Below are 14,987 nucleotides of genomic sequence, written 5' to 3'. Positions count from 1 at the left end.
GAAGCTGGCGTCGTGGCGCTTAACCTTTGATCCTGTCGCAGCCTGTCCCCGGCTGCACAACGGATTACCTGGGAGGGTTGAACATGACTACACAGATCCCCGTCAGCCACATGGCTTTTGTCCGCGCCCGCGGCGGTTGCTCCAAGCAACTGGGGGCGCGCCTGAGTACGTTGATCGCGCCTTCGCGCCAGGCTCCCGGTTGCTTGCACTTCGCCTTGCAGCAATCGCAATGCGATGCTGATCTGTGGTTGGTGTCCGGGCTCTGGGTCAACCAACCGTCGATGGACGCCTACTTCAATTCACCGGCCATGGCGATTTTCGCCGAGCTGGTGCAGCACCTGGTGGTGAGCAGCCTGGATTTCCACACGTTCCGCGAAGTCTCCGCCGCCCAGGCGACTGAAGGGTGCCTGGCGCAGGTACACAAACTGGCCGGTTGAGGGTTTAATGAGCGTCATTTTCCACCGCCAGGATGCACGAGATATGGCACGTAAAGCCTTTGAAACCTTTGAAGCTGTTTCCGCGGTCGTTCCCAATGAAGGCGGCGGCTACCATGCCGCCATTGCCACCAAGGCTATTGGCGGCTCCGGTGCGCCGCGTTTCAACAAGGTGCTTGAGGAGCAGACCTTCAAGACAGCTACCGAGGCCGACGATGCGGCCGCCGTGCAGTTGACCCATCTCAAGGGGGTCGACGACGAGGGTGGGTTGGTCTGGTAATCAGTATTTTGGGAGTTGCTTTTGTGGCGAGGGAGCTTGCTCCCGCTTGGGTGCGAAGCACCCACCAAAAAAAGGGGCCGCTTCTCAGCCCAGCGGGAGCAAGCTCCCTCGCCACAGGGGGGCGCGCTGCTCCTACTTTGGGCGGTGCATCTTGAACAAGGCCTCAGGCCCCAACTGGAAGTAATCCGCCGGCCCGCCACCGCGCAAGATCGGCTCGGCGGCGGCAGTGTCGTACACCCCATCCTTCAACAGCCACTTGGCGATATGCACGGCGACCACTTCGCCGAGGATCAGCCAGCTCGGCACCAGCCCCTTGTCCGCTCGCTGCAATTGAATGATCTGCGTGACCTTGCATTCGAAGGACACCGGGCTTTCGGCGACGCGCGGTATCTGGATCACCCGTGACGGGGCGGTCGTCAAACCCGCCAGTTCGAACTCATTGACCTCCGGCGCGACCATCGCGCAACTCTGGTTCATCTGCTCGGCCAGCGGGCGCGTGGCCAGGTTCCAGGCGAACTCGCCGGTCTGTTCGATGTTGTTCAGGCTGTCTTTGCGCCCGACGCTGGAAAAACCAATGATCGGCGGGATGTAGTTGAAGGCGTTGAAGAAGCTGTAGGGCGCCAGGTTCAGGCGGCCCTCGGCATCCTGGGACGAAATCCAGCCGATGGGGCGCGGGCCGACGATGGCGTTGAACGGATCGTGGGGCAGGCCGTGACCGTTGGCAGGTTCGTAGAAATGGATGTCGTCGGGCATGGCGAGTGTTTCCTGGAAGGGCATTCGTAGGCGGCCAATAGTGCAAGGCCGGGCCTTTTATTTCCAGATTTGGTTGATGCAAAAAGATCGCAGCTTTCGGCAGCTTCTACAGATTGAATACGGTCCTGTAGGAACTGCCGAAGGTTGCGATCTTTTGACGTTCAATCATTAACCAATCGCTTCGGCGGTACCGGTCTTGTCGAAACCATCAGCGGCGATGGCGTCGGCGGTACCGGTCTTGTCGAACCCGTCAGCGGCGATGGCGTCGGCGGTACCAGTCTTGTCGAACCCATCAGCGGCGATGGCGTCGGCGGTACCGGTCTTGTCGAACCCGTCAGCGGCGATGGCGTCGGCGGTACCGGTCTTGTCGAACCCGTCAGCGGCGATGGCATCGGCGGTGCCGGTTTTGTCAAAGCCATCGGCGGCGTAGCTACCAGCATGGCTGCGTTCGATGGCAGCGCTGGCGCCCGAACTGAAGGAAGCGGTACCAGTCTTGTCGAAACCGTCGGCGGCGAAGGTGTTGGCAGCCAGTACGGACAGGGTCAGGGCGAGAATCAGTTTGGTTTTCATGGTGGTCACTCCAGGTTCGTTGGCGATGTGTCTTGCATGGGTTGAATGCTACGCCAGTTAAATTGATTAAAAAGCGCAAAATAATGCTAAAAGCTATCGATTAAATCGATGTTAAGGGCGGCACATATAATCCGCTTCAGCAGTCGGAGCGAACCTTGCGCAGGTCATCGATTCAATGAGTTCAGGGTGTGGCAAGTGCATTAACGGGTGATTAATCGCCGTTCAATGACGGATTTTTCATACGTTGCCGACCTGTTTTTCACCGCTGCGATGTCAACTTGCTCCCACGGTTAGCCCCAAGAGTTGGCCGCCATCCTCTGGAGCCTGCGATGAATAAACTGCCTCAAATCACCTTGGCCTTTTGGGTCATGAAGATCTGCGCGACGACCCTGGGCGAAACCGCAGGGGATTTGTTATCGATGACCCTCAATGTCGGTTACGCCATCAGCTCGCTGATTCTGATCAGCGTGTTCGTCCTGACGCTGGTTACACAGCTGATGGCCAAGACCTACAAGCCGCTGCTGTACTGGATCGTGATCCTGTCCACCAGCACGGCGGGCACCACAATGTCCGATTTCATGGATCGCACCCTTGAATTGGGTTACGCCACCGGGTCGATGATCCTGATTGCGATTCTGTTGGCGATTTTCGCAGCCTGGCGCCTGAGCGGTGATTCGCTCAACGTCACCAAGGTGCAGACCTTTCGCGGCGAGATGTTCTACTGGATGGCGATTCTGTTTTCCAACACCTTGGGCACCGCGCTCGGTGATTACCTGGCCGACGACTCGGGGCTGGGATTTGCTGGCGGCGCATTGCTGATCAGCTCGACCATTGCCGTAGTCGTGCTGCTCAAGTACTTCACCAGGATTTCGTCGGTGGTGTTGTTCTGGATAGCCTTCGTGCTGACACGCCCCCTTGGCGCGACGCTGGGCGACTTGATGACCAAGCCTCATGAGAAAGGGGGGCTGGACTTCGGCACCGTCGGCTCATCGGCGGTGTTGGCGGGGATACTGATCGTGATGGTCGCCGGCGCGGCGTATGCGCAGAACCGTTATGGCAACAGGCAGCGTGCGGCTGAGTTGAGCTGATTACCGCGCCGCCGCTCCCACAGGTTCGGCGCAAATCCTGTGGGAGCGAGCCTGCTCGCGATGGGGCCATCACAGCCACCGTTGCAGTGACTGTGGAACCCTGTCAGTCGGTGACGATCCGCGAGTGCTTGCGGGTGTCTTTCATGGTGATGTACACCAGCAGCGACACGGCGATGCACGCCGTCACGTACCAGTAGTAGCCGGTTTCCATGCCGATGCTCTTGAACCACAGCGCGATGTATTCAGCGGTGCCGCCGAAGATCGACACGGTCAGCGCGTAGGGCAGGCCGACGCCCAGGGCGCGGATTTCGGTGGGGAACAACTCGGCTTTTACCACGGCGTTGATCGAGGTGTAGCCGCTGACGATGATCAGTGCGGCCATGATCAGGAAGAACGCGCCCCACCAGGTCTGGATGGTGTGCAGAGTGGTGAGGATTGGCACGGTGCACAGCGTGCCGAGGATGCCGAAGGCAATCAGGATCGGCCGGCGTCCGATCTTGTCCGACAGCCCGCCGATTACCGGCTGCAGGCACATGAACAGGAACAGTGTGGCGGCGGAAATGGTGGTGGAGTCGGAGATGCTCATGCCGACGGTGTTCACCAGGTATTTCTGCATGTAGGTGGTGTAGGTGTAGAACGCCAGGGTGCCGCCCATGGTCAGGCCGACCACGGTCATCAGTTCCTTGGGATGGCGCAGCAAGGTGCGCATGGCGCTTTCCTTGGACTTCTCTTTCTTGGTGAACGACTCGGTTTCCTCCATGCCGCGACGCAGGTACAGCGCCACGATTGCGCACAGGGCACCGATGGCGAACGGGATGCGCCAGCCCCAGGCATACAGTTGTTCGGTGGTGAGGAACTGTTGCAGCACGATCAGCACGCCCAGGGCGATGAGCTGGCCGGAGATCAGGGTCACGTACTGGAAACTGGAGAAGAAGCCGCGACGTTCCTTGGTCGCCATCTCACTCAGATAGGTCGCCGAGGTACCGTACTCGCCACCCACCGACAGGCCTTGGAGCAAGCGGGCAAACACCAGCAGAATCGGCGCGCCGACGCCGATGGTTTCGTAGCTCGGGCTCAGGGCGATGATCAGCGAGCCGAAGCACATCAGGTATACCGACGCCATCAACGCCCGCTTGCGTCCGGCGCGGTCGGCGTACAAGCCCATCAACCAGCCGCCAATCGGGCGCATCAGGAAGCCTACAGCGAAGATCGCGGCGGTGTTGAGCAATTGGGCGGTGGTGTCGCCCTTGGGGAAGAAGACTTTGGCGAAGTACAACGAGAATGCGGCGTAGACGTACCAGTCATACCACTCGACCATGTTGCCGACCGAACCGCTGAAGATCGATTTGATCCGGCTGGCGGTGGTTCTTTCACGGGCGGGCACGGCAGCCGACCCAAGGGGCAGGGCGTTGGAGTTGTCCATTGAAGGATCCTTCGTTTAATTGTTTTTGTGGAGCGCGTGGGAACGCAGCCTGACAGGGCTATAGCAGGAGCTGTGCCAGCGGCTGGAGGGCCGGGCTAGAGGGGGTTGCGGCGTTGGGTGAGCGGAAATCCGCTCATTGTGGCTGGGGGTGTGGGCGGGAATCCGCTTATTCGGGCATGGATGTGTTGTCTGTACCGGCCTCATCGCGAGCAGGCTCGCTCCCACATTTTGGCCGGTGTTCAGATAACCCTGTGGGAGCGGGCTTGCTCGCGAAAGCGGTGTGTCAGCCCATTCAATACCGACTGACTCGACGCCTTCGCGAGCAAGCCCGCTCCCACATTTGTCCGGCGTACACATCACCCTGTGGGAGCGAGCCTGCTCGCGATGGGCCGGTACAGACACAGCAAATTCAGCGGCCCTACAAAAACATCTCCCGACTCAACCCATGCCGCTGCATCTTTTCATTGAAGGTGCGGCGTGGCAGTTGCAGTTCTTCGAGCACCGCTTTCACATCCCCTCTGTGCCGCGTCAGGGCGGCGCGCAGGCATTGGGCTTCGAAGGCTTCCTGTTGGGCGGCGAGGGACTGGCCGGGTTCGGTGTCCAGGGCCTGCGGTTGATCCAGCCCCAACACCTGGCGTTCGGCGACGTTGGCCAGTTCGCGCACGTTGCCCGGCCAGTCGTGGCTGAGCAGGTGGCTCAATTGCGGGCCGCTCAGGGGGGCGGCGGCGCGGCCCAGGCGTTCGGCGGCGTTGTGGGTGAAGTGCTCGAACAGCAGGGGAATGTCCTCGCGTCGTTCCCGCAGCGGTGGCAGGCGCAGCTCGGCGATGTTCAGGCGATAGGCCAGGTCTTCGCGAAACCGCCCGGCCCGGGCTTCGTCCAGCAGGTCGGGCTTGGTGGCGGCGATGATGCGCAGGTCTACTTGAATGCTTTGGTTGGAACCCAGGCGTTCGAGCTTCTGTTCCTGCAATACCCGCAGCAGCTTGACCTGCTGGGCCAGGGGCATGCTCTCTATTTCGTCGAGAAACAGTGTGCCGCCGTCGGCGTATTCGAGTTTGCCGATGCGTTTGCCTTGGGCGCCGGTGAAGGCCCCGCTTTCATGGCCGAACAGCTCGGCCTCGAACAGCGCTTCGGGAATGGCCGCGCAGTTCAACGCGACGAAGGGTTTGCTCGCCCTCGGGCCAAAGTCGTGCAGGCAACGGGCGACCAATTCCTTGCCGCTGCCGGTTTCGCCACGGATCAACACGTTGACCGGCAGCGCTGCCAAGTCCAGCACCTGGCGTCGCAGGTTTTGCAGTGCCCGCGACACACCCAGCAGCGTCCCGTCGAGCCGGGCCCGAGCGTCGGCCTGCTCATGCAGGCGTCGGTTCTCCAGGACCAGGGTGCGCTTGTCCAGGGCCCGGCGCAGGCTGCCGAGCAAGGCTTCGGGGCTGAAGGGTTTTTCCAGGAAATCGTAGGCGCCGTCGCGCATGGCCTCCACGGCCATCGGTACATCGCCATGGCCGGTGAGCAGAATCACTGGCAGGTCCGGATCGCGTCGCTGCACTTCGGCCAGCAGTTCCAGGCCGCTGAGGCCGGGCATGCGCACGTCGCTGAGGATCACCCCGGGGAAATGTTCCGGCAACTTTGCCAGGCATTCATCGGCGCGGCTGAACAGCTGCACCTGGAATCCCGACAGGCTCAACCATTGCTCGACAGCACTGCGAATGCTGCCTTCGTCATCAACGACCATGACTGAATCAAGCATGCAGTTGAGCCTCCTGATCGATGGGCAAGGTCACGCAGAATACCGCGCCGTGCTCATGGTTGTCCGCGCTCAGGCGGCCACCGGATTCATGAATGATCGCAAACGAAACCGCCAGGCCCAAGCCCAGGCCATCTCCCACGGCCTTGGTGGTGAAAAACGGATCGAATACCTGGGCCAGGTGTTCCTCGGCGATGCCGGTGCCGCTGTCACTGACGGTCAGGCGCCACAATTGATCATCGGCTTCCAGGCGCACTTCCAGGCGTTTGAGGGGGTGGCCGGCCATGGCGTCGAGGGCGTTGCGCAGCAGGTTGATCAACACCTGTTCGAGGCGGATCGCATCGCCGCGCACCCACGCCGGGCGGGTCAGGTGCAGCACGGTGCTGACCTGTTCGTCGCGCAGGCGCGTGTCCAGCAGTTGCAGTGCCTGGTCCACCACTGCCGCCAGGTCCAGGCGTTCGCGCAGGCCGCTGGGGCTTTTGCGGGCGAACGTCTTCAGGTGGCCGGTGAGGGCGGCCATGCGGGTCAGCATGTCGTCCACCGGTTTGAGGGCCTTGTAGGCATCGTCGATCCGACCGTGATCCAGTAGTAAGCGCAGGGTTGCCAATTGCATGCGCTGGGCGGTCAAGGGCTGGTTGATTTCATGGGCCAGGGCCGCCGACATCTGCCCCAGTGCCGCCAGCTTGGCCGATTGCACCAGCCCGTCCTGGGCGGTGCGCAGATCCCGGGTCCGCTCCTCCACCAGCCGTTCCAGCTCTTCGCGGCTGCGCTGGCGCAATCTTGCCAGGCGCCAGCGCTGGTTGAGAAACAGCAGCAGAAACACCAGCGCCAACCACAACCCGGCGGCGGCAAGCCCGGCGTTGCGACGGTCTTCGAAAGCGATCTGCGGACGGCGCAGCAAATGCAGCGTCCAGCCTTCGGCGGTCAACGGCAAGGATTCCCACAGGTAGTCCGTCGAGCCGTCGAGGGACTCGACACGGGCCAGATGGCTATTGTCATCGAAGCGCCGCAGCGACTCATAGGCCAGCGGTTGCAAGGGCTGTTTGTCGTATTGACGGGTGGCCTTGAGTTCGGCGCGGTCGCTGTCGCTCAATGGCTGCAAGTGGCGATAACGCCAGCCCGGGCGGTTGGCGATGAAGATGATGCCTCGGGCATCGCTGACCAACAGGGTGTCGCTGCCTTGGCGCCATTCACGCTCGATCTCGGGAAACTCCAGTTTCACGACCATGGCACCAAGAAATTCGCCGTTGTCGCCCGTCACTGCGCTGGAAAGGAAATACCCCGGGATGCCGCTGGTCACGCCCACCGCGTAAAACCGCCCGGTGCCTTGGGTGCGGGTCTGGAGGAAATAGGGACGAAAACCATAGTTGTGCCCGACGTAGCTGCTGGGCAGGCGCCAGTTGCTGGCCGCGACGGCCAGGCCGGTGTGGTCGAGCAGTTCCAGGGTGGATGACTGGGCGGCGCCATTGATCTGTTCCAACTTGCGGTTCAGCGCGTCCTGCTGCGCTGCACTGACGGGGCCCTTGAGGGCCGAACGCAATTCCGGGTCCAGCGCCAGCACGGCGGGCAGGGCGCGGTAACGTTCGATCAGGGTGTGCAGCGAAGTGGCGTACAGCGCCAGTTGCTGGTTTGCGCGGCTGGCATCCTCTTCCAGGGCCGCGCGTTCGGCATGGCGTATGGCGAAGGTGGCGGCAACCGCCGCGCCGGTGAGGATCAGCAAGGTGTACAACGACAGACGCAAGGTACGGGTAGTTGGCAGCATGCTGGCGTAAACCAGTGGAAAGTCGGGCGGGCACGATAGCATGGCAGATCCAACAGAGATGCAAGCTGACCCACCGCTATCGCGAGCAGGCTCGCTCCCACAAGGGATCGGTGGGGGATATCAACTGTTGTGAACAACCCAAAACCACTGTGGGAGCGAGCCTGCTCGCGATGGCTCTGGTACATCCAACAGGGATGCAAGCTGACACACCTCTATCGCGAGCGGGCTCGTTCCCACAAGGGATCTGTGGTGAAGATTAACCGGAGGGGTTGTGGAAAAAAAAAGGCCGGTGAGCTTGTCGCCCACCGGCCGTTTTCGCCGCGCCAAAATGCCTGTTACTGCACTTCGACCGCCAGGTTTTCACTGATCTTCTTCTGCCAGATGGCGGGACCGGTGATGTGCACCGACTCGCCTTGGCTATCGACCGCGACCGTCACCGGCATGTCCTTGACCTCGAACTCGTAGATCGCTTCCATGCCCAGTTCGGCGAACGCCAGGACCTTGGATTTCTTGATCGCCTGGGCCACCAGGTAAGCGGCACCGCCGACAGCCATCAGGTAGACAGCCTTGTTGTCCTTGATCGCTTCGATAGCGGTCGGGCCGCGCTCGGATTTGCCGATCATGCCCAGCAGGCCGGTCTGCTCGAGGATCTGGCGGGTGAACTTGTCCATCCGCGTAGCCGTGGTCGGGCCGGCCGGGCCGACGACTTCGTCACCCACCGGATCGACTGGGCCGACGTAATAGATGAAGCGGCCCTTGAGGTCCACCGGCAAGGTTTCACCCTTGTTCAGCATCTCGACCATGCGCTTGTGCGCGGCGTCGCGACCGGTGAGCATCTTGCCGTTGAGCAGTACGGTTTCGCCCGGTTTCCAGCTCTGTACTTCTTCCGGGGTCAGGGTGTCGAGGTTGACGCGACGGGCCGACGGGCCGGCTTCCCAGACGATTTCCGGGTAGGCGTCCAAGGGCGGTGCTTCCAGCGATGCCGGGCCGGAACCGTCGAGCACGAAGTGGGCGTGACGAGTGGCGGCGCAGTTGGGGATCATGCACACCGGCAGGGAGGCGGCGTGGGTCGGGTAGTCCATGATCTTCACGTCGAGCACGGTGGTCAGGCCACCCAGGCCCTGGGCGCCGATGCCCAGTTGGTTGACCTTCTCGAACAGCTCCAGGCGCATCTCTTCGATACGGTTCTGTGGGCCGCGGGCCTTGAGCTCGTGGATGTCGATGGACTCCATCAACACTTCCTTGGCCATGACCGCGGCTTTCTCGGCGGTGCCGCCGATGCCGATGCCGAGCATGCCCGGTGGGCACCAGCCGGCGCCCATGGTCGGAACGGTCTTCAGCACCCAGTCAACGATGGAATCGGACGGGTTGAGCATGGCCATCTTCGACTTGTTCTCGGAGCCGCCGCCCTTGGCCGCCACGTCCACTTCCACGGTGTTGCCCGGGACGATGGAGTAGTGGATGACCGCCGGGGTGTTGTCCTTGGTGTTTTTGCGTGCGCCTGCCGGGTCGGCGAGGATGGAGGCACGCAGGACGTTTTCCGGCAGGTTGTAGGCGCGACGCACGCCCTCGTTGATCATGTCGTCCAGGCTCATGGTCGCGCCATCCCAACGCACGTCCATGCCCACGCGCACGAACACGGTCACGATGCCGGTGTCCTGGCAGATCGGCCGATGGCCAGTGGCGCACATGCGCGAGTTGATCAGGATCTGCGCCATGGAGTCACGGGCCGCCGGCGATTCTTCGCGCAGGTAGGCTTCGTGCATCGCCTGGATGAAATCCACGGGGTGGTAGTAGGAAATGAACTGCAGGGCGTCGGCAACGCTCTGTATCAGGTCGTCTTGCTTGATCACGGTCATGAGTCGCGCTCCTCTCTAAAGACGGGAACATTCAATAAGGTGCCGGCCGCTTGGGTGCATCGGTCGACGGGCGGCACCTCTATAAGGCACGCCGGGCATGCTGGCGCGACGCTAAAAAGGCGCGGCAGTATATCGCAGGCCGGCACCCTGTGGGAGCGAGCTTGCTCGCGATAGCGACGGATTGAACAGGTGGGAGGTGAAAGCCTGTGGCGAGGGAGCTTGCTGTGGCGAGGGAGCTTGCTCCCGCTGGAGCGCGAAGCGGTCCCGTTTCCGGTGGGCGCTTCGCACCCAAGCGGGAGCAAGCTCCCTCGCCACAGGTAAGTGCTCGCCAGGGACATCAGACAACTGCGTCATTTTGGGCCATTGCTTTGACGCCATTTTTCTGCTCCAGAATTGAATGGTCATTTGTCCTACACGCCACTAAAGTGGCGTCTGGCCTGTAGCGTAGGACGCCTCCTGTCAGTTTCCTTTCCCATGGTGAGTCAACGATTGACCCATAACGCCATTCAACGTCTTTTGCTGAAACGCTTCGCTTTGGCGGCCGCGACTTACGCGCTGGCATTGGTGTTGTTGTGGCTGGCATTTTTCAGTGGTCATTACCTCGATTCGTTGCGCGGTGTCATCATCGGCAGCGTGTTGGTCGTGCTGTGCCAGGCCGGGTTGTTCGCGCTGTTTATCACCGACCGCAACCTGCGCTTCGCCGACCCCAGCCTGACCGAAATACAAGTGTTGATCGGTCTTGGCTGGCAGACCTGGATGATGGCGCACCTGGACCAGGCTCGAGGCGTGTTCCTGGTGTTCTATGTGCTGATCCTGCTGTTCGGGCTGTTCCACCTGTCGCGCCGGGCCTTTGTGCGCTGCGCGTCGCTGGTATTCATCAGTTTCACTGCGATTACCCTCTGGGACGGGTACTTCTTCAGACTTCCCGATCCTACCTTGGCCGGGTTGCAGGTGGCCGTGCTGTTTCTCGTGCTGGTGTGGCTGGTGTTTTATGCCCGCTACGTCCAGACCTCACGCCAGCGCATGCGCCAGCGACGGTTTGCCTTGCAGGCGCACCAGGACACCTTGCGCGGGATGATGCGTCAGCTCGAAGACCTGGTGGCCACCGATGAACTGACCGGGCTGTTCAATCGCCGGCACTTCCTGCGCCTGGCTTCCCGCGAACTCAATACCCTCAGGCCTGGCATCGCCCATGGCCTGGCCTTGATCGACCTCGACCATTTCAAGCGCATCAACGACCTGCACGGCCACGCCGCTGGCGACCAGGTGCTCCAGGCGTTTGCCGCGGTCGCCACGGCGTGCCTGCGCGAAGGCGATGTGCTGGCCCGCTATGGCGGTGAGGAGTTCGTCATGCTGCTGCCTGCCTGCGATCCCTCGCGCCTGACGGCCTGTTGCGAGCGGCTGCGGCTGGCGTTCACCGAAGTCGAGCTGATCGGTCTGCAGGTCGGTGCCCTCAGCCTGTCGGCGGGCATGACGATGCTGGAAATGGGCGATGACCTGGACAACGCGTTGCAGCGTGCCGACCAGGCCCTGTACCGTGCCAAGCGAGATGGCCGCAATCGTTGTGCCGCCGCCTGGGAGAACGTCGATGCCTGAACTGACAGTCGCCGGTCGGCAATGGACGGTGGCGGCGGGCAGTAACCTGCTGGATGCGTTGAACGGAGCCGGCGTGCCGGTGCCTTACAGTTGTCGTGCCGGTAGCTGCCATGCGTGCCTGGTGCAGTGTGTGGGCGGCGATGTACGCGACAGCCGGCCCGACGCCTTGAGCCCGGCACAGCGGGACCAGGGCTGGCGGCTGGCTTGCCAATGCCAGGTGGTCGAGGATGTGCGGATCCACACCTTCGACCCGCAACGCGATGGCCAGGCCGCCCACGTGGCGGCGGTGGATTGGCTGGGTGGCGAGGTGCTGCGCTTGCGCGTCACCCCTGAGCGGCCGTTGCGGTATCGGGCCGGGCAGCATCTGGTGCTGTGGGCCGGCGACGTAGCCCGGCCGTATTCCCTGGCGAGCCTGCCCGAGGAGGACCGCTTCCTGGAATTCCATCTCGATTGCCGCGAGCCGGGGCAATTCATCGATGCGGCCAGGCAGATGAAGGCCGGCGACCCGATCCGCCTTGGCGAGCTGCGTGGCGGTGCCCTGCATTACGACCCCGACTGGCACGACAGGCCGCTGTGGCTGCTCGCTGCCGGCACCGGCCTGGCTCCGCTGTTCGGTCTTCTGCGCGAAGCCTTGCGTCAGCATCACCAAGGCGCGATTCGCCTTATTCACGTGGCCCATGATGCCGCCGGGCATTACCTGGCCAAACCCCTGGCGGCGCTGGCGGCCAAGCATCAGAACCTCAGTGTCGAGCTGCTGACCGCGGCCGAGGCGCCGCCTGCCTTGGCGCAACTGCGGCTTGTTTCCCGGCAAACCCAAGCCTTACTCTGCGGCCATCCCGACCGGGTCGAGGCCTTCGCCAAACGCTTGTACCTGGCTGGCTTGCCGCGCAATCAACTGCTGGCCGACGTCTTCCTGCCCCGTGGTTGAGCGCTGATTTCCAGACGCGAGACCGACCATGACTGAAACCCTGCTGCTGGACCGTGAACGCGGTCTGCTGACCGTGCGCTTGAACCGCCCGGGCAAGAAAAACGCCCTGACCCGGGCCATGTACAGTCAATTGGCCCAAGCCCTGGCGACGGCCGATACCGACCCGCAGATTCGCGCGGTACTGCTCACCGGCTCCAGCGACTGCTTCACCGCCGGCAACGACATCATCGACTTCCTCGAACAGCCGCCGAACGACCTCGATAACCCGGTGTTCCAGTTCATGCTCAGCCTGCTCGATTGCCGCAAACCGGTGATCGCCGCCGTGGCCGGGCCGGCGGTGGGTATCGGCACTACATTGCTGCTGCATTGCGATCTGGTCTACGTCAGCCGGGACGCGCGGTTGCGTATGCCGTTCGTCAACCTGGGGTTGTGCCCGGAATTCGGCTCCAGCCTGATCCTGCCGCGGCTGCTGGGCCAGGCCAGGGCTGCGCAACTGTTGCTGTTGGGCGAGGGGTTCAGTGGTGAACAGGCGGTCGCGTGGGGCATTGCCACCGAGGCGTTGGACAGTGGCGAGGCGGCATTGGCCAAGGCCCGGGAGGTGGCGTTGCGCTTCGAATCGCTGCCGCCTGACGCGGTGCACATCAGCAAGCAACTGATGAAAGCGTCGGATCGGGAACAGCTGCGCAAGGTGATTGAAGAAGAGGGCAAGCTGTTCACCCAACGCTTGCGCTCGCCCGAGGCGGTGGCGGCGTTGTCGGGGTTTATCAACAGGCATTGAGTTCTGTAGTGCAGGGGCTGGCCTTATCGCGAGCAGGCTCGCTCCCACAAGGTTTTCCGGATGCTTACAAATCCATATCCGCTCCCACAGGGGATCTGCGGTGTGAATGAACCTGCGTCCAACACCCACTGTGGGAGCGAGCCTGCTCGCGATGGGGCCGGTCCAGGCAACCTATTTATCAGAAGGTGAAAACCAAAAAGCCCCGCCATTCACATGGCAGGGCTTTTGTTTTTCAGCATTCGGTCACTCAGACCATCGGGTCGCCAACATGCAGGATTTTCATCCCGTTGGTGCCACCGATGGTGTGGTAGCTGTCGCCTTTGGTCAGGATCACCCAGTCGCCGGTCTGCACCACGCCACGCTTGACCAGCTCATCCACCGCCGCCTGGCTGACTTCGCCCGGTTGCAGGGCGGCCGGGTCAAACGGCACGGTGTAGACGCCACGGAACATGGCGGCGCGAGCCTGGGTTTCGCGGTGCGGGGAGAACGCGTAGATCGGCACCGAAGAGCGGATGCGCGACATGATCAGCGGCGTGTAGCCACTTTCGGTCAGGGCGATGATCGCCTTTACGCCCGGGAAGTGGTTGGCGGTGTACATCGTCGCCAGGGCGATGCTCTCGTCGCAACGCTCGAAGGTCTTGCCGATGCGGTGGCTGGAAGTCTTGCTGGTCGGGTGCTTTTCAGCGCCGATGCAGATACGTGCCATGGCTTGCACCGCTTCGAGCGGGTACAGGCCGGCGGCGCTTTCGGCCGAGAGCATCACGGCGTCGGTGTAGTCGAGCACAGCGTTGGCTACGTCGGACACTTCGGCGCGGGTCGGCATCGGGTTCTGGATCATCGACTCCATCATCTGGGTCGCGACGATTACCGCTTTATTGTGGCGGCGTGCGTGCAGAATGATCTTCTTCTGGATGCCCACCAGCTCGGCATCGCCGATTTCCACGCCCAGGTCGCCACGGGCCACCATTACGGCGTCGGAGGCCTTGATCAGGCCATCGAGGGTTTCATCGTCGGCCACTGCTTCGGCGCGTTCGATCTTGGCCACCAGCCAGGCAGTACCGCCGGCTTCGTCGCGCAGTTGACGGGCGTATTCCATATCAGCGGCGTCACGCGGGAAGGACACGGCCAGGTAGTCGACTTCCATTTCCGCGGCCAGCTTGATGTCGGCCTTGTCTTTGTCGGTCAAGGCCGGTGCCGTCAGGCCACCACCGCGACGGTTGATGCCTTTGTGGTCCGACAGCGGGCCGCCGATGGTCACGATGCAGTTCAGTTCGGTGGCGGTGGCGGTTTCGACGCGCATCACCACGCGACCGTCATCGAGCAGCAACTCGTCGCCCACGCCGCAGTCCTTGACCAGGTCCGGGTAATCGATACCCACCACTTGCTGGTTGCCCTCGGTCAGCGGATGGCTGGTGGAGAAGGTGAACTTGTCACCGATCTTCAGCTCGATGCGCTTGTTGGCGAATTTGGCGATACGGATCTTCGGGCCTTGCAGGTCACCCAGCAGGGCAACGAAGCGGCCGTGCTTGGCGGCGAGGTCGCGCACCAGCTTGGCACGGGCCTTGTGCTCGTCGGGGGTGCCGTGGGAGAAATTCAGACGGGCAACGTCCAGGCCAGCCAGAATCAGCTGTTCGAGAACTTCCGGCGAATTACTGGCCGGGCCAAGGGTAGCGACGATTTTGGTGCGACGGACGGACATGCAAGACTCCTCAAGTTCAAGCGCCAGCGAAGGCTACTATGCTCTTTGGGTGTAGTCATTGTTCATATGCACTACT

Annotated in this window: 13 protein-coding genes; 6 read left to right on the top strand and 7 right to left on the bottom strand. The window is 62.3% G+C overall.

Translation table 11 applies throughout. The annotated features are described in order from the left end of the window. Positions 1-83 precede the first annotated feature (83 nt). Both PSH86_RS24230 and PSH86_RS24225 read left to right on the top strand, forming a co-directional pair. Positions 84-437, top strand: coding sequence for a putative quinol monooxygenase (locus PSH86_RS24230; RefSeq protein WP_305485414.1), 354 nt, complete (start codon positions 84-86; stop codon positions 435-437). Between the two features lie 43 nt (positions 438-480). Next, positions 481-714: a hypothetical protein gene (locus PSH86_RS24225; RefSeq protein ID WP_116834268.1), complete on the top strand. Its 234-nt coding sequence runs from the start codon at positions 481-483 to the stop codon at positions 712-714. A 132-nt stretch (positions 715-846) separates the two neighbouring features. Here the strand turns inward: PSH86_RS24225 and PSH86_RS24220 are convergent, their stop codons facing one another. Together PSH86_RS24220 and PSH86_RS24215 are read right to left on the bottom strand one after the other, a co-directional pair. Then, entirely contained in the window at positions 847-1,467 is a 621-nt protein-coding gene (locus tag PSH86_RS24220; RefSeq protein WP_249015496.1) for a flavin reductase family protein, read from the bottom strand. A gap of 168 nt (positions 1,468-1,635) precedes the next feature. After that, the gene (locus tag PSH86_RS24215; RefSeq protein ID WP_163856945.1) at positions 1,636-2,037 is read right to left on the bottom strand and encodes a hypothetical protein; all 402 of its coding nucleotides are present in this window, start codon (positions 2,035-2,037) and stop codon (positions 1,636-1,638) included. A gap of 329 nt (positions 2,038-2,366) precedes the next feature. On the opposite strand from PSH86_RS24215, the gene PSH86_RS24210 reads away from it, so the two are divergent. Continuing rightward, entirely contained in the window at positions 2,367-3,125 is a 759-nt protein-coding gene (locus tag PSH86_RS24210) for a hypothetical protein (protein WP_116833345.1), read from the top strand. Positions 3,126-3,228: 103 nt separating this feature from the next. Here PSH86_RS24210 and PSH86_RS24205 read toward each other — a convergent pair whose 3' ends face one another. The 4 genes from PSH86_RS24205 to PSH86_RS24190 all read right to left on the bottom strand — a co-directional run bounded on the left by PSH86_RS24205 (position 3,229) and on the right by PSH86_RS24190 (position 9,910). Continuing rightward, positions 3,229-4,548, bottom strand: a complete 1,320-nt coding sequence (locus PSH86_RS24205; RefSeq protein ID WP_109753772.1) for an MFS transporter — start codon at positions 4,546-4,548, stop codon at positions 3,229-3,231. A 418-nt stretch (positions 4,549-4,966) separates the two neighbouring features. Next, a complete protein-coding gene (locus PSH86_RS24200) occupies positions 4,967-6,292 on the bottom strand; it encodes a sigma-54 dependent transcriptional regulator (protein WP_109753773.1) in 1,326 nt (441 codons plus the stop codon). Beyond that, positions 6,285-8,051 carry an ATP-binding protein gene (locus tag PSH86_RS24195; protein ID WP_109754015.1) on the bottom strand — a complete coding sequence of 589 codons (1,767 nt, stop codon included), beginning with the start codon at positions 8,049-8,051 and terminating at the stop codon, positions 6,285-6,287. The genes PSH86_RS24200 and PSH86_RS24195 overlap by 8 nt, the downstream gene beginning before the upstream one ends. Positions 8,052-8,386: 335 nt before the next feature. Continuing rightward, entirely contained in the window at positions 8,387-9,910 is a 1,524-nt protein-coding gene (locus PSH86_RS24190; protein WP_109753775.1) for a fumarate hydratase, read from the bottom strand. 489 nt (positions 9,911-10,399) lie between these two features. Between PSH86_RS24190 and PSH86_RS24185 the strand changes: the two genes are divergently transcribed. Genes PSH86_RS24185 through PSH86_RS24175 form a run of 3 tightly spaced genes read left to right on the top strand, consistent with a single transcriptional unit; the run spans position 10,400 to position 13,212 of the window. Next, positions 10,400-11,506, top strand: a complete 1,107-nt coding sequence (locus PSH86_RS24185; protein ID WP_109754016.1) for a diguanylate cyclase — start codon at positions 10,400-10,402, stop codon at positions 11,504-11,506. Beyond that, complete coding sequence (locus PSH86_RS24180; RefSeq protein WP_232201114.1) at positions 11,499-12,434, top strand: iron-sulfur-binding ferredoxin reductase; 936 nt, start codon at positions 11,499-11,501, stop codon at positions 12,432-12,434. Before PSH86_RS24185 ends, PSH86_RS24180 begins: the two co-directional genes overlap by 8 nt. Positions 12,435-12,462: 28 nt before the next feature. Continuing rightward, entirely contained in the window at positions 12,463-13,212 is a 750-nt protein-coding gene (locus tag PSH86_RS24175; RefSeq protein ID WP_232201113.1) for an enoyl-CoA hydratase, read from the top strand. 247 nt (positions 13,213-13,459) lie between these two features. Here PSH86_RS24175 and pyk read toward each other — a convergent pair whose 3' ends face one another. Continuing rightward, positions 13,460-14,911: a pyruvate kinase gene (gene pyk, locus PSH86_RS24170; RefSeq protein ID WP_109753778.1), complete on the bottom strand. Its 1,452-nt coding sequence runs from the start codon at positions 14,909-14,911 to the stop codon at positions 13,460-13,462. Between the last annotated feature and the right edge of the window lie 76 nt (positions 14,912-14,987).

Source organism: Pseudomonas sp. FP2300 (assembly GCF_030687595.1).
Taxonomy (GTDB): Bacteria; Pseudomonadota; Gammaproteobacteria; order Pseudomonadales; family Pseudomonadaceae; genus Aquipseudomonas; species Aquipseudomonas bijieensis.
Note: the sequence above shows the minus strand (reverse complement) of the source record. Positions and strands in the feature narration are given on the sequence as shown.

Bases quoted from the DNA above. Each gene is read 5' to 3' on its own strand.
- PSH86_RS24230 (WP_305485414.1), top strand. From the start codon at position 84: ATGACTACACAGATCCCCGTCAGCCACATGGCTTTTGTCCGCGCCCGC.
- PSH86_RS24225 (WP_116834268.1), top strand. From the start codon at position 481: ATGGCACGTAAAGCCTTTGAAACCTTTGAAGCTGTTTCCGCGGTCGTT.
- PSH86_RS24220 (WP_249015496.1), bottom strand. From the start codon at position 1,467: ATGCCCGACGACATCCATTTCTACGAACCTGCCAACGGTCACGGCCTG.
- PSH86_RS24215 (WP_163856945.1), bottom strand. From the start codon at position 2,037: ATGAAAACCAAACTGATTCTCGCCCTGACCCTGTCCGTACTGGCTGCC.
- PSH86_RS24210 (WP_116833345.1), top strand. From the start codon at position 2,367: ATGAATAAACTGCCTCAAATCACCTTGGCCTTTTGGGTCATGAAGATC.
- PSH86_RS24205 (WP_109753772.1), bottom strand. From the start codon at position 4,548: ATGGACAACTCCAACGCCCTGCCCCTTGGGTCGGCTGCCGTGCCCGCC.
- PSH86_RS24200 (WP_109753773.1), bottom strand. From the start codon at position 6,292: ATGCTTGATTCAGTCATGGTCGTTGATGACGAAGGCAGCATTCGCAGT.
- PSH86_RS24195 (WP_109754015.1), bottom strand. From the start codon at position 8,051: ATGCTGCCAACTACCCGTACCTTGCGTCTGTCGTTGTACACCTTGCTG.
- PSH86_RS24190 (WP_109753775.1), bottom strand. From the start codon at position 9,910: ATGACCGTGATCAAGCAAGACGACCTGATACAGAGCGTTGCCGACGCC.
- PSH86_RS24180 (WP_232201114.1), top strand. From the start codon at position 11,499: ATGCCTGAACTGACAGTCGCCGGTCGGCAATGGACGGTGGCGGCGGGC.
- PSH86_RS24175 (WP_232201113.1), top strand. From the start codon at position 12,463: ATGACTGAAACCCTGCTGCTGGACCGTGAACGCGGTCTGCTGACCGTG.
- pyk (WP_109753778.1), bottom strand. From the start codon at position 14,911: ATGTCCGTCCGTCGCACCAAAATCGTCGCTACCCTTGGCCCGGCCAGT.